11 protein-coding genes are annotated in these 13,483 nt (G+C 34.0%); 1 reads left to right on the top strand and 10 read right to left on the bottom strand.

The window, feature by feature from the left end; all coding sequences use genetic code 11:
* Window positions 1–18: 18 nt before the first annotated feature.
* Complete coding sequence (hprK, locus tag MHI39_RS06500; protein ID WP_071977027.1) at window positions 19–957, bottom strand: HPr(Ser) kinase/phosphatase; 939 nt, start codon at window positions 955–957, stop codon at window positions 19–21.
* A 377-nt stretch (window positions 958–1,334) separates the two neighbouring features.
* On the opposite strand from hprK, the gene MHI39_RS06495 reads away from it, so the two are divergent.
* A complete protein-coding gene (locus MHI39_RS06495) occupies window positions 1,335–2,030 on the top strand; it encodes an N-acetylmuramoyl-L-alanine amidase (RefSeq protein ID WP_259549356.1) in 696 nt (231 codons plus the stop codon).
* 135 nt (window positions 2,031–2,165) lie between these two features.
* Here the strand turns inward: MHI39_RS06495 and MHI39_RS06490 are convergent, their stop codons facing one another.
* From MHI39_RS06490 to uvrA, 9 genes are all read right to left on the bottom strand, one after another.
* On the bottom strand, window positions 2,166–2,519 hold the full coding sequence (locus MHI39_RS06490) for a phage holin family protein (RefSeq protein WP_342540923.1): 354 nt from the start codon (window positions 2,517–2,519) through the stop codon (window positions 2,166–2,168).
* A gap of 176 nt (window positions 2,520–2,695) precedes the next feature.
* Window positions 2,696–3,829 (bottom strand): DUF4097 domain-containing protein, encoded by a 1,134-nt coding sequence (locus MHI39_RS06485; RefSeq protein WP_259549354.1) that lies wholly within the window; start codon window positions 3,827–3,829, stop codon window positions 2,696–2,698.
* A 20-nt stretch (window positions 3,830–3,849) separates the two neighbouring features.
* Window positions 3,850–4,164, bottom strand: a complete 315-nt coding sequence (locus MHI39_RS06480) for a DUF4870 domain-containing protein (RefSeq protein ID WP_280616626.1) — start codon at window positions 4,162–4,164, stop codon at window positions 3,850–3,852.
* Window positions 4,165–4,391: 227 nt separating this feature from the next.
* On the bottom strand, window positions 4,392–5,192 hold the full coding sequence (gene tagH, locus MHI39_RS06475) for a teichoic acids export ABC transporter ATP-binding subunit TagH (protein WP_212944581.1): 801 nt from the start codon (window positions 5,190–5,192) through the stop codon (window positions 4,392–4,394).
* Window positions 5,193–5,212: 20 nt separating this feature from the next.
* Window positions 5,213–6,043 (bottom strand): ABC transporter permease, encoded by an 831-nt coding sequence (locus tag MHI39_RS06470; RefSeq protein ID WP_058002879.1) that lies wholly within the window; start codon window positions 6,041–6,043, stop codon window positions 5,213–5,215.
* Between the two features lie 146 nt (window positions 6,044–6,189).
* Window positions 6,190–8,307, bottom strand: a complete 2,118-nt coding sequence (locus MHI39_RS06465) for a CDP-glycerol glycerophosphotransferase family protein (protein WP_342540920.1) — start codon at window positions 8,305–8,307, stop codon at window positions 6,190–6,192.
* Between the two features lie 92 nt (window positions 8,308–8,399).
* Window positions 8,400–9,497 carry a CDP-glycerol glycerophosphotransferase family protein gene (locus MHI39_RS06460; RefSeq protein ID WP_236036465.1) on the bottom strand — a complete coding sequence of 366 codons (1,098 nt, stop codon included), beginning with the start codon at window positions 9,495–9,497 and terminating at the stop codon, window positions 8,400–8,402.
* Window positions 9,498–9,564: 67 nt separating this feature from the next.
* Window positions 9,565–9,963, bottom strand: a complete 399-nt coding sequence (gene tagD / locus MHI39_RS06455; RefSeq protein WP_058002882.1) for a glycerol-3-phosphate cytidylyltransferase — start codon at window positions 9,961–9,963, stop codon at window positions 9,565–9,567.
* Window positions 9,964–10,610: 647 nt separating this feature from the next.
* On the bottom strand, window positions 10,611–13,478 hold the full coding sequence (gene uvrA, locus MHI39_RS06450) for an excinuclease ABC subunit UvrA (protein ID WP_342540918.1): 2,868 nt from the start codon (window positions 13,476–13,478) through the stop codon (window positions 10,611–10,613).
* Between the last annotated feature and the right edge of the window lie 5 nt (window positions 13,479–13,483).

Raw genomic sequence — 13,483 nt, 5'->3', positions numbered from 1 at the left:
TGGTACTTGATACTCCTATTACATTTCTTCACGATCCCCTTCATCAATAATCACATCGGCAAGACGATCAGTAAATTGCTGAGCTGCATTTACGCCCATTCGTTTCAAGCGAAAATTCATCGCTGCCACTTCAATAATAATGGCCAAGTTCCTTCCTGGACGTACTGGAACCGTTAGCTTTGTAATTTCTGTATCGATTATTTTCATTTTCTCCTCATCAAGACCTAATCGATCATAATGCTTACTCTGATCCCAAAGCTCAAGATTAACAACTAAAGTAATTCGTTTATGACTTCTTACTGCCCCAGCACCAAACAATGTCATTACATTAATTATTCCAAGTCCTCTAATCTCCAATAAATGCTCAATCAAGTCAGGAGCATTTCCTACAAGTGTATCGGTATCTTCTTGACGAATTTCAACGCAATCATCAGCTACAAGGCGATGGCCTCTTTTTACAAGTTCTAAAGCAGCTTCACTTTTACCTACACCACTTTTTCCTGTAATTAATACACCAACCCCATATATATCAACGAGTACGCCATGAACAGCAGTAGTCGGAGCAAGTTTAAATTCAAGATAATTGGTTAAATGACTAGAAAAGCGCGTTGTTTTCTGTGGAGTGCGCATCAGAGGAACAGAGTATTCTTCAGATGCTTCAATCAATTCTTCGGGAATTTCCATCCCTCTTGAGATAATTATTCCTGGAGTAATATCATTACATAATTTCTCGAGGCGAATCCGTCGATCTTCTGGATCTAATTTTTGACAAAATGTAATTTCCGTCATCCCAAGGAGTTGGATTCGATCTGCAGGATAATAATTAAAAAAACCTGCCAATTCTAAACCCGGACGTGAGATATCACTAGTTGTAATCGGACGATGGATACCTTCTTCCCCACTAATTATCTCTAAATCAAATTTTTTTATAATATCCTCAACACGAACTTTTGCCAAAATGGCTCCTCCTTAATAAAGTGAAATAAAAAGAAAAGCGTCTTACTCAGCTCTGACGAGTAAAAAGGAAAAGCTAAGGATTTCTGTACGTTGATTTCCTTATAATGAGGCTATTTGACCTCGAGCGGCTAGACGATAGAGCTGGATAGGACTGCATGAATAGTTGAAACTGTATTGAATTTTTTACTTTTTCATCTTATCAAGAAAAAACACATCAAACAGTTTTCTTTATTTTAGCATTATCAGCCAACACAACACCACCCTAAATACATGATCATAAAAACAATGGTGTCGAAATAGACGAATGAAACATATATATAGGTAAATTATGAAAGGTTATGGGGAAAAGGAAAATTAGACACAGGGAGGAGACTATGATGAAGATTATGCTAGATGCTGGACATGGTCCAAATACTCCAGGAAAAAGAAGTCCTGATCAATTTAAAGAATTCACTTTTACCAGTTCAGTAGCTGATCACGCAAAAACTTTACTAGAAGCTTATGAAAATGTCACGATTTACTTTGCCCATTCTAAAAATGAGGATATCCCTTTAAAAGAAAGGACAGACAAAGCTAATCGACTGAATGTAAATTGTTATGTTGCCATCCACGCAAATGCTTTTGGAAATGGTACAACGTGGAATGATGCAAACGGAATAGAAACCTATGTTTATTTGTCAAAACCGAAAGAAGCATTGGAGTTAGCAGAGCGGGTACAAAAAAACCTCGTAATTGCAACTGGTTTGACTAATCGGGGAGTCAAGTTAGCAGATTTTCACGTCCTACGAGAAACAAATATGACTTCTATTCTTGCAGAATGTGGATTTTACACAAATAAAAATGAGTTACAACTAATCAAAACAGACTCCTATCAAAAAACATGTGCTGAAGCAATAGTCAAAGGAATTGTCGACCAATATAAATTAAAAAAGAAAAACAAAACAACATCAAATCAAAAAAATAAAACCTTATACAAGGTTCAAATAGGAGCGTATTCAAATAAAAGGAATGCGGAAAAAATCGTAAAGGCTCTTCAAGAAAAAGGATACGATCCGATTATTGTTAATGATTAAAATATTGAAGCACAGTAAATCCAATTATTAGTTTTAAACTTATATCTAGATAGAAACAAGGTTCGAAAAGTGCGTTTATTAAAAAAGGAGATGTCTTCTAAAAGTCACCCCTTTTAAAGACATCTCCCTCCATTATCAACGATCATTTTTATCAAAGACAGCTTTTTGAATAATAAGATTCGCAACAGACATAATGACGGCCACTATAAACGCCGTTCCAAAACCATCAAAATCAAATGAGTCACCCATAATTCTATCTGTCATTAATAATGTAAATGTATTTATGACAAACAGAAAAATTCCAAGCGTGAGAATTGTAATAGGAAACGTTAAAATAATTAAAATTGGTCGAACAAGAATATTTAGGATGGATAAAATAAAACTAGCAATGATTGCAGAACCAAAGCTTGAAACTTCAAATCCATCAAAATACCCTGCCATCGCAACAAATAAAAGGGCATTAATTAAAATACCTATTAACCATTCCATCGAACAACAACCTTTTCTTTTCTATGACTTTTTGGATTATATTTACATGCTTGTACATGCACTTAGTATTATTCTATGCTAGAAAAATAGATTTATAAATAAAATTTTTAGTGGGAAGTGTCAAAAATGTAAAGGGGGCTGACCCCTTATTAGACCCTCCCCCTCACTTAATGATTTTATTCCTTCTCTTCTTTCGTTTCTTCTAATTCATTCTTTTGCACATACACTGTACCCGTTCTTGTCTCAGCAAAAAGATGAAGTGGTTTTTCCGTAAGACCTGAACGTTTAAACCTTAATTGCTTCAACATCACCTCTTTTTTCTCCTCTAATACATCCATATTCTCTAATTGTACTTTTACATTCCCTAAGTTGGATTTACATTGTCCTTCAATCATTAAATCATCAGAAACATAAACATGAATATTTCCTGATACGGCTTTCATATGCAGAGTATCTGTTTCATTATTATTTAAGACACAGCTTAGATTCCCATTTAATGTTTGCAGATCGACCATGTGGTATTTTCCTTCAACATCTATACTTCCATGCATCGTTTCAGCTGTTAATCGATTTGCCTTTGACTCTTGAATTAAAATTTTACCATTTGCTGTTTCCATATCAACTTTATCCGTTTCCACCTGTTTAAGATGGATTTTACCATTAGCCGTTTTTGCACGTAGATCCGTTACATCTAATGATTCACCTAAAACATTACCGTTAAAAGCACGAATAGACGCTTTCTCATAAGTTGATCGTGGTACATAAACAACGGTATCTACTTTCATCCATTTAGATTGTGTCGAGAATCGTAATAAACCATTTTCAAGATAGAAAGAGCTATTATCTATAAAGAAAACTCTTGCCTCATCACGGTTATCCTTTCGATAAACCTTCGCTTGGCATTCTACGCGAATGTCTGGTTGATCCCATGCTTTGACTTCCACATGTCCATTCGCAACATCGATATCAATAGTTGAAACTGTTGCATTTGCTTGTTGAAAAACATGTGGAAACTCAACCGATTGATTAAACTGAAGATCAATGTCCTTAATCTTTTTCATTGCAGAATTAACAAAATCCATAATTTTATCTTTCGCTTCATTAAACTGAGAGGAAAACTTTTCCTCGGAACTTTCATTTGTATTTTGAGCCTGCTCTTCAAAATACGTTGTATGTTCTATTTTTTCCGATTCCTTCTGATCCTCTGTCTGTCTCTTGTTTTGGATTGAGTCTAATAGAACCAGAGCTTCTTCCGTTGTTAACTTTCCTTCCTTAACCATCTCAATAATTCGCTTTCTATTCTCTTGCATAAACCATTCCTCCTTAGTCATTAAAGTAATACCTTAACACCTCGATAAATATTCCAAATTACAATAAATAAACTGATGACTCCAAATAGCAGAAAGATACCAATAAAAAATACAGGAAACCCTCCGATTGATAAAACCCCTATATCAAATAACACTGACAATATAACGATTGGAATAAAAATTACCGGAATAATATGCGAAATGATCGCACTCACTGCATGCCTTTTGACTTCTTTTTCATTACTGACAAAATAGACAATAAGGGGAAATATAAAACCCGCAAAAAAAAGACTAAAATAACATAAAGCAGCAAGTACTTTATTTGTAGAATCCATATTTACCAACTCCAATATTCATGTGACTATTATAAATACGATTATATGCTGCTTTAGTTTCATTAACTTATTCTTTTTTCATTTTCACATGAAAGCTATAAATATTCCTCAGTCTTAAGTTGGAGTTTCCGTAGGTTTATTAATTGATTTTTATAGAGATAAAGACAAAATGGAGTAGTTCATTTAGGTTCAACCTCCTAAATAAACTACTCCATCCATATGATCATTTATTTCGCAGCTAGTTTGCTTCGCTTCTCCAATACTAATTGCTTAAAATTCCTTTGCTCTTCTTTCGTCATTGCTTTGTATTCTTTTAGAAATTTTTCATATTGCGGAATGATTTCTTTAATTGTTCCGTATGCCTTTACTTCACCTGCTTCAAGCCAGAGAGCCTTTTGACAAAACTTTTTCACCTGTCCTATTGAATGGCTGATGAAAAAAATTGTTTTTCCTTTTTCCTTAAACTCATTCATTTTATCTAAACATTTATCAGCGAAGGTTTGATCACCTACTGATAATGCTTCATCAATCACAAGAATATCCGGGTCAATATTAACTGAAATAGCAAATCCTAGTCGCGATTTCATTCCACTTGAATAGCTTTTTACTGGTTGGTCGATAAATTTACCGATATCCGCAAAGTCAATTATTTCTGGCATTAATGCTCGGATCTCTTTTTTATTAAATCCAAGCATTAAACATTTGAGTTCAATATTTTCTCGCCCTGTCAGTTGATTATTTAAACCAGAATTAATTGCAATTAGGGATGCTTGACCAACAATTTCAATTTTTCCAGAGGTAGGGGGAATAACACCAGTAATCAAATTAGATAAGGTCGATTTCCCCGCTCCATTCACACCAATAACTCCTATGACATCCCCTCGATCAGCTGTAAAGCTGATATTTTGCAGGGCATAGAAATTTTCACCATAACCATCTGGAAAGAGAATATCCAATAGTTTCTCTGAATTTTTTTTATACATTTTGTATTTTTTCACAACATGTTCAAAAACTACGGAATGACTCATTGCTCCATCCCCTTTTTCAATTATAGAAAATCAACAAAACGATCTCTAAATTTAATGTGTAAAATCGAACCTATGAATAGAAGAATAAATATAACCACCCAGAAATAAAGTGTATATTGCCAATGATCAATAGGGTACCAAGATAAACCTAGTATTGAAGCACGATATCCCTCTACTAAATAGTAGATTGGATTAAGCTTCATAATTGTTTGTATGATCGCTGGTTGCATATGATAAGGTGGCCATAGTATTGGCGATAAATAAATTAAAATTCGTACCGTTGACGTAATAAGCATTTGAAAATCTCTTACAATTGTTGTTAATGTTGATGTAATGAGTGATAGGGTAACTAAAAAAATAACTGTTGCTATTATAAAATACGGTAGCTGTACATAATGAATATTAATAGGGTACCCAAGAAATTGAAACATTACAAGGATGACTCCAAGTAGCATTAAATGTTGATAAAACTTAGCAAATATCACATACGTAGGAATTACGCTCATAGGAAAACTCATTTTTGAAATCATTTTAATTCGGGTATAAATGGACTTTGAACCCTGAGTGATTGCCTGATTGACAAAAAACCATACAACAATCCCTGATAACATCCACGGAAAATAGGGAATCCATTCATCTCCCATTTCCACGTTTCCACGACCGTTACTATGAAAAATACCAAATCCAAATACAAACCAGTAAATGGATATTTGAATCATTGGATTAATAATTTCCCACATTATTCCTAAATAATGATTACGATTCGCACTTTTTAATTCATACACAGACAAACGTCTAACTAAATAAAAGCTTTTTATTTGTTCTTTAATAATAGTGATTATCGAACGCATAAAATAATCCTTCCTACAAATGGTATTAAATCTAAATAAAAGTTCAATCTCTTTTCTGTTCATCATTCTTTACTTAGTGGTTCTATATGTAAAAAACGAATCGAAAAGAGATCGATTTCGATTCGTCGTCTATCTATTATAGCATGTTATTTTCCAAATACCGTTTCAACTACTTTTTTCGAGGACTGCCCGCTTTCTAAGTAGCAAAACTTCTGGTAAAAAGGTTCAAATGATGGAGGAAGTGTAAAGCCTTCTGTTTCAACCTTTTTAATTTCAGCAATGACTTCCTCGGTCGTTTTTACAAGTGGACCTGGTGCATTCTGTTCAAAATCAAAATAAAACCCACGGAGTTTATCCCGATAAGACTCTATATCATAGACATAAAAAATCATCGGTCGTCTCAAATTGCCATAATCAAAAAATACAGAGGAATAATCAGTAATTAATAAATCCGCAATTAAATATAATTCCCGTATATCTTCATGATTAGAAAAATCAAAAGCAAACCCTTCATAAGGTGACAAATCGAAATTTTCCGCTACTAAATAATGCATACGTAAAATAACGACATACTCTTCCCCAAGTTCATTTCTTAATAATGATAAATCGAGATCTAAATCAAATTTATATTTTCCTTTGCCGTAAAACTGATCATCTCGCCAGGTCGGTGCATATAAAAGAACTTTTCTATCCAATGGAATACCGAAACGCTTTTTCAAATCAATCATTGTTTCTTTATTATTACTGTTCAGTAAAAAGTCATTTCTCGGATAGCCTGATTCTATCATTACTTTATCAAATTGAAAGGCTCTCCGGAAAATTTCGGATGAATATTCATTTGGTGAAACAAGGTAATCCCAATTGCTCGCTTCTTTAATAAAGTTTGCCTTGTATTTTTGTGTAGACGTACCTGGCATATGCACTTCATCCATATCCGATGCCAAACGTTTAAGTGGTGTTCCATGCCATGTTTGTAAGTAAACGGTGTTTCTTGGCTTAGGTATCCATAATGGCATACGGCTATTCGTTACCCAGTATTTCGCTTGCGCGAGAGTAAAGAGCCATTTTACCGAAAATCTTCTTATATACTGAAGATCTCTTCCCTCAAAATTATGAACAAACTTTTTATTTACACTCCAATACATTTTATAATGTGGATATTTCCCCTGTAAGTACTCATATAGAGCACGTGGATTATCGCTATATTGTTTTCCTAAAAAGCTTTCAAATACAATAACATTCTTTTTTCTCGGAAGATAGCCAATCCATTTAAAAGCTGTTTGATACATTTTCTTTGTAAGAGGATGACGGCGTATTTGAATGATCTTCCTTCTAATCTTTGATTTGATTTCTTGCTTCAGCTGATAATCCCCAATGGATATAGTCAAATACTTTGCTTTTTTGGAACGGCTTAATCGAATTTTTTTCTTCGCATGATCTGTTTTAATAATATTTAGTTGAGCTGCATATTTTTTCTCAGAAACAGGATATTTTAACGGATTACTTAGAAAGACTTGTGAACGGTTTTCTCCATAATATGTATACTCCACATAGATTTTTAAGGACTGATTCGTGTGAAAATGTCCAAAAAACTTCTTTAGGTCAATATCAATGTTAAAGCCCGCATGATCAAAGTTCCAATCATCATGTCCGTATTTTTCTGTTAAGTCCTTTCTCTCAACCGATTCAGGGACTAAATTTGTTTCAAATTCATCATCATTGCTTTTAATAACTATTTTCTTTTCTAGTTTTTCTACTAATCTATCTTTATCTGGATAGATGGCAAATCCACTAAGAGAGAGGATTCCTTGTTCTGATAATTCTGTATGGTCAACATGTGTGATCATTTCTAAATCAGTAAGTTTAATAGACACATTTCCTTTATTAGTTGTGTAGGGAATAAACACTCTTTCTTGTTCAGAATCTACTGAAAAGAGAGCTTCAAGCTCAGAATAATCACTGTGAACTCTAAATTTTTCCTGCTGCCCCTCAGCTAGTGTTCCAACATATAAATCCCAATACAAATCGCCAGTGAAGATTTCTTCTTTTCTAATACTTCCCACAACTAGTACAAACTGATCCTGTTCACTTATTTTACGTAAGGGAAAACTTTTCACTTGGTCAGTTTGTCTTTCGATTAAAAGTAAATAGCATTCCTGCATCGTTGCCATTTTTTCAACAGGGACAAGTATTTGTACAACCAATTGATCATCAGCATATCCTAGTTGTTTGAGTGTACATTTAAGAGAACCTTGTACATTCATAAATGATGTATACTCCTCTCATAGCTGCGGTAAATTCTTTAACTTTAATTAAATATCAATATTCATCATCTGTTCTACAAAATAGTGAATAGTTAACCTAATTTCCTACAAAGATAATCAACTAAATTTTTACTGGAATAGCCTTCAGAATATTTATTCCATATATTTGAAAACTCTTTGACTCTATTTAAGTCAAATTTATTTTCTTTAATGACATATACCATTTGTTCTGTATTAAAAACGACTGGTCCAGGGACCAAGTCCTCATATTTTCCCCATAAGCCTCTTTCAATTTCATATTGTTCTAAATCGAAAGGATAAAATATCATTGGTTTTCCCAACAATGAAAACTCATATGGGATTGATGAATAGTCAGTAATTAAATAATCAGTAATTAACAGAATATCATTTACATCTTTATAATAAGAAAAATCATATATAAATCCCTTATATAAGTCATAGTCAAAATCTAGCTTTTCCTGTACAGTTGGATGAAGTTTAATTAAAATGACATATTCTTCTCCAAGAGAATGATATAAATAATTGATATCCAAAATTTTTTCAAAGTGTTTTACATTTCCATCTCTAAAGGTTGGAGCATATAAAATAACCTTTTTATTTTTTAAAAAGGGATGAGAATGCATCCATTCTTTTTTTCTTTTTTCTTGTTCATTTATTTGATAAAAAAAGTCAGTACGAGGAATACCCGTACGTATAATATGATCCTCAGTTAACTTAAAAGCCTCCATAAAAATACTAGCCATTAAATCAGAACCTACGACTATTTTATGAAACTGCTGATAAACCTTAGTAAATCTTCTATTAGCAGAATTTGTACGGCTTTTAATTGAATGATCCCTAAACCCAAAAGTTTTAATTGCCCCCGCTGCATGCCATAATTGGATACACTGTGCCTCATCTTTAAATTTCACAGTAGATAAGAATGCAAAATAATTATCAATAATAATAAATTTTGATGTAGCTAAATGATAAATACCTTTCGCCATTTTAAAGACATTTTGATTTTTTAGTAGCAGGGCATCTCCATCTATACGTTCTTTCACATCTTCATAGCATGATGGTTCACATAAAAAAACGATCTTTAAGGGGACCTTCCTTCTTTTTAGTTCTTCATAAATAAATAAGCTATTTTGACTAAAAGAAACGATAAAGGTTATTTTCTGTTTCAACGGTAACCATTTAAAAAGATTAAATTGGAATTTAAAAAAAATTAAGTACAACCAGATTAATACTTCCCTAACCATTTTTGATAGAAAATAAATCCTTTTTTATTTTGGTTGTAGATATTCCTAATGTTCGTGGTAAATAAACTACCTCACAATGCTCGTTTAAAAAATCAAATTTTCCTTTCCAATCGTCTCCCATAACAAATACATCAACATCATGTGTGCGGACATCTTGCACCTTTTGTTCCCACATGTTTTCTGGAATAACCTCATCCACATAACGAATTGATTCCAAAATTAATTTACGATTTTCATATGAATGGTAAGATTTTTTACTTTTCACATCGTTGAATTCATCTGTAGATAACCCTACGATTAAATAATCTCCTAAATCTTTTGCTCTTTTCAATAAGTTGATATGCCCCCAATGAAGCAAATCAAAGGTTCCATATGTGATGACTTTCCTCATACACGTAACATCTCCCTACTAGTTCGGGCAAATTTTTTTAATGCTCTTCTCTAATACTCTATTACTAATTAACTAACTTCTTACTTTAATTTTAAGTTACTATTTCCCACTGATTTAAGTTTAGCGTGTTGTTCATTCTCCAAATCAGCTAAAATTAGACCTCAAGCCATTTTAAAGAAGCAAGATGCCTTTTACAAAGTGCCTGAATAAAGCAAACATTTCTATTAAACTAGGTAAATCTAAATAGGAAAACTTATTCATTATTATAAATCGAAATGGATTTCCATACAAACTTTATATATTCAATAATTATGCACATTCTTTACTGATTAATATTAACAATGAAAGTATGTCCAAAACATTAAAAATAGATTTCATTTTGATTACATTCCGTCCTTTTTTGACACTGCAATGTTACACAATATTGTACCCCCCAAAAAAAAAGATGACATTTAGTCATCTTTTTTAAATATGGCTGTTTTCTATAGTTTATAGCTTTTGTAAGAGCCCAATTGCCGGCTTTTACACCCAAAAAAGGATGAAGAGGTCCTTTGAAGTTCGCAGCTCGTTTCTCAGTAAAATGAAAAATGGAGCGATCTTCAAACGTTAGTTATTAGTTAAAACTTTCCTTAAATGAGAAAAGTGACTTAAATATTTACAGTTTCATTAATTTTTTTCTTCATTCTTAGTTGATCTCTATCGAGGATTGGTTTTAAATATTTTCCTGTATAAGATTCAGGATTTTCAGCGATTTTTTCAGGTGTTCCCGTTCCTACAATGGTACCACCTTTTGCTCCTCCTTCAGGTCCAAGATCAATTAAGTAATCAGCTGTTTTAATAACATCTAAGTTATGTTCAATAACTAGTACGGTATCTCCATTATCTACAAGTCGTTGTAGTACTTCTAATAATCTGGAAATGTCATCAACATGTAATCCTGTCGTTGGTTCATCTAAAATGTAGAGTGATTTTCCGTTTGATCGACGATGTAGTTCTGAAGCTAATTTCACACGTTGAGCTTCTCCACCAGACAATGTGGTAGCTGGTTGGCCAAGTTGAATATAACCTAGTCCTACATCTAAAATAGTCTGTAACTTACGTTTAATTTTCGGGATATTTTCAAAAAACTCAACCGAATCTTCTACAGTCATATTTAATATATCTGCAATATTTTTACCTTTATATTTCACTTCTAATGTTTCTCGATTATAACGTTTACCATGACAGACCTCACATGGAACATACACATCTGGCAGGAAGTGCATTTCAATTTTAATGATCCCATCTCCACGGCATGCTTCGCAGCGACCGCCTTTTACATTAAAACTAAATCTTCCTTTTTTATAACCTCGAATTTTTGCCTCATTTGTTGCGGCAAAGACATCACGGATATCATCAAATACCCCTGTATAGGTGGCAGGGTTTGACCTTGGAGTTCGACCGATTGGGGATTGATCAATATCAATTACCTTTTCCAAATAATCGATTCCTTTAATCTCCTTGTGTTCTCCTGGTTTTGATTTTGCACGATTCAGCTTTTGTGCTAAAGTCTTATGCAAAACCTCATTAACAAGTGTACTTTTTCCTGAACCGGAAACTCCTGTAACAGCAACAAAACTACCTAATGGAAATTTTACACTTATATTTTTTAAATTATTTTCCTTGGCACCTTTAATCTCAATAAATCGTCCATCTGGCTTACGTCTTTCAATAGGCAATGGAATAAATTTTTTGCCGGATAAATATTGACCAGTTAAAGAATGAGGATCATTCATCACTTCTTCTGGTGTACCTGCAGAAACAATTTCCCCACCATGTACACCTGCTCCTGGACCAATATCAATTAAATAATCGGCTGCTAGCATCGTATCCTCATCATGCTCAACTACGATTAACGTATTTCCTATATCCCTCATATTTTGAAGTGTTTGTATTAAACGATCATTATCCCTTTGATGTAAGCCAATTGAAGGTTCATCCAAAATATAAAGAACACCAGTCAATCTTGAACCAATTTGCGTAGCCAAACGAATTCGTTGCGCTTCACCGCCCGATAATGTTCCAGCAGCTCTTGATAAAGTGAGGTAATCAAGCCCCACATTGATTAAGAACCCCAGACGCTCACGTATTTCACGGAGAACGAGATTGGCAATTGTACGTTCCTTTTCTGTTAGATCCAACTCTGTAAATAATTTATCTGCATTCTCAATCGATAGCTCAGTCATTTCACCGATATGCATATTATTTATTTTCACAGCAAGGGTTTCCTCTTTCAATCGGTACCCTTTACATTTTGGACACGCTTGGTGGCCCATATATTTTTCCATTTGCTCACGTATAAAATCCGAGCTTGTTTCGCGGTAGCGTCTCTCTACATTTCGAACCACACCCTCGAATTTCACATTGCCTTCACGAATCTGACCAAAATCATTTTCATAACGGAAGTAAATGGATTCCTCTCCCGCGCCATATAATATTTTATTCAATTGATGTTCTGGAAGATCTTTTACCGGCACATCCATATCAATTCCAAAGTGATTACATACCGCTTCTAGAAGTTGGGGATAATATTGCGAACTAACCGGTTCCCAAGGCGCAATGGCATGCTCCTTCAATGAAAGCTCGGGATTTGGAATAATTAACTCACGTTCCACCTCTAATTTTGTTCCAAGTCCATCACAATCTGGGCAAGCACCGAATGGACTATTAAAAGAAAACATTCGTGGCTCTAATTTATCTACGGAAAAGCCACAATGTGGACATGCTAAGTGCTCACTGAATAATAATTCCTCTTCTCCAATCACATCAATGATAACTTTTCCATCAGCCAATTTTAGAGCAGTCTCAAGGGAATCTGCTAAGCGAGAGGCTATTTCCTCTTTTATGACAATCCGATCAATAACGACTTCAATGGAATGTTTTTTATTTTTCTCAAGTGAAATTTCTTCCCCTAAATCAAGCATTTCACCGTCAACCCTTACACGAACAAACCCTTGCTTTTTAATATCTTCGAGCACCTTTACATGGGCTCCTTTTCGTCCAGAAACGATTGGAGCAAGGACTTGAAGCTTTGTTCTTTGCGGATATTCCATAATTCGATCTACCATTTGTTCAATGGTTTGTGAACTTATTTCTATCCCGTGAATCGGACATATCGGTCTCCCAATTCTTGCAAAGAGTAATCGTAAATAATCATATATTTCAGTAACCGTTCCAACCGTGGAACGAGGGTTCCTGCTTGTTGTTTTTTGATCGATGGAAATGGCAGGAGATAAGCCCTCAATGATATCGACATCAGGCTTATCCATTTGTCCTAGAAACTGTCTAGCATAAGCGGATAATGATTCGACATATCTTCTCTGCCCTTCTGCATAGATCGTATCGAATGCTAAAGAGGATTTCCCAGACCCCGATAAACCGGTTAAAACGACTAATTGATCTCTAGGTATAGTGACATCAATATTTTTTAGATTGTGTGCCCTTGCCCCTTGAACAATAATTTTATCTTGTGCCATATATG

Source organism: Heyndrickxia sp. FSL K6-6286 (assembly GCF_038630395.1).
In the GTDB taxonomy this organism is placed as follows: domain Bacteria; phylum Bacillota; class Bacilli; order Bacillales; family Bacillaceae_C; genus Heyndrickxia; species Heyndrickxia oleronia.
This window is presented reverse-complemented; position numbering and strand designations above follow the sequence as displayed.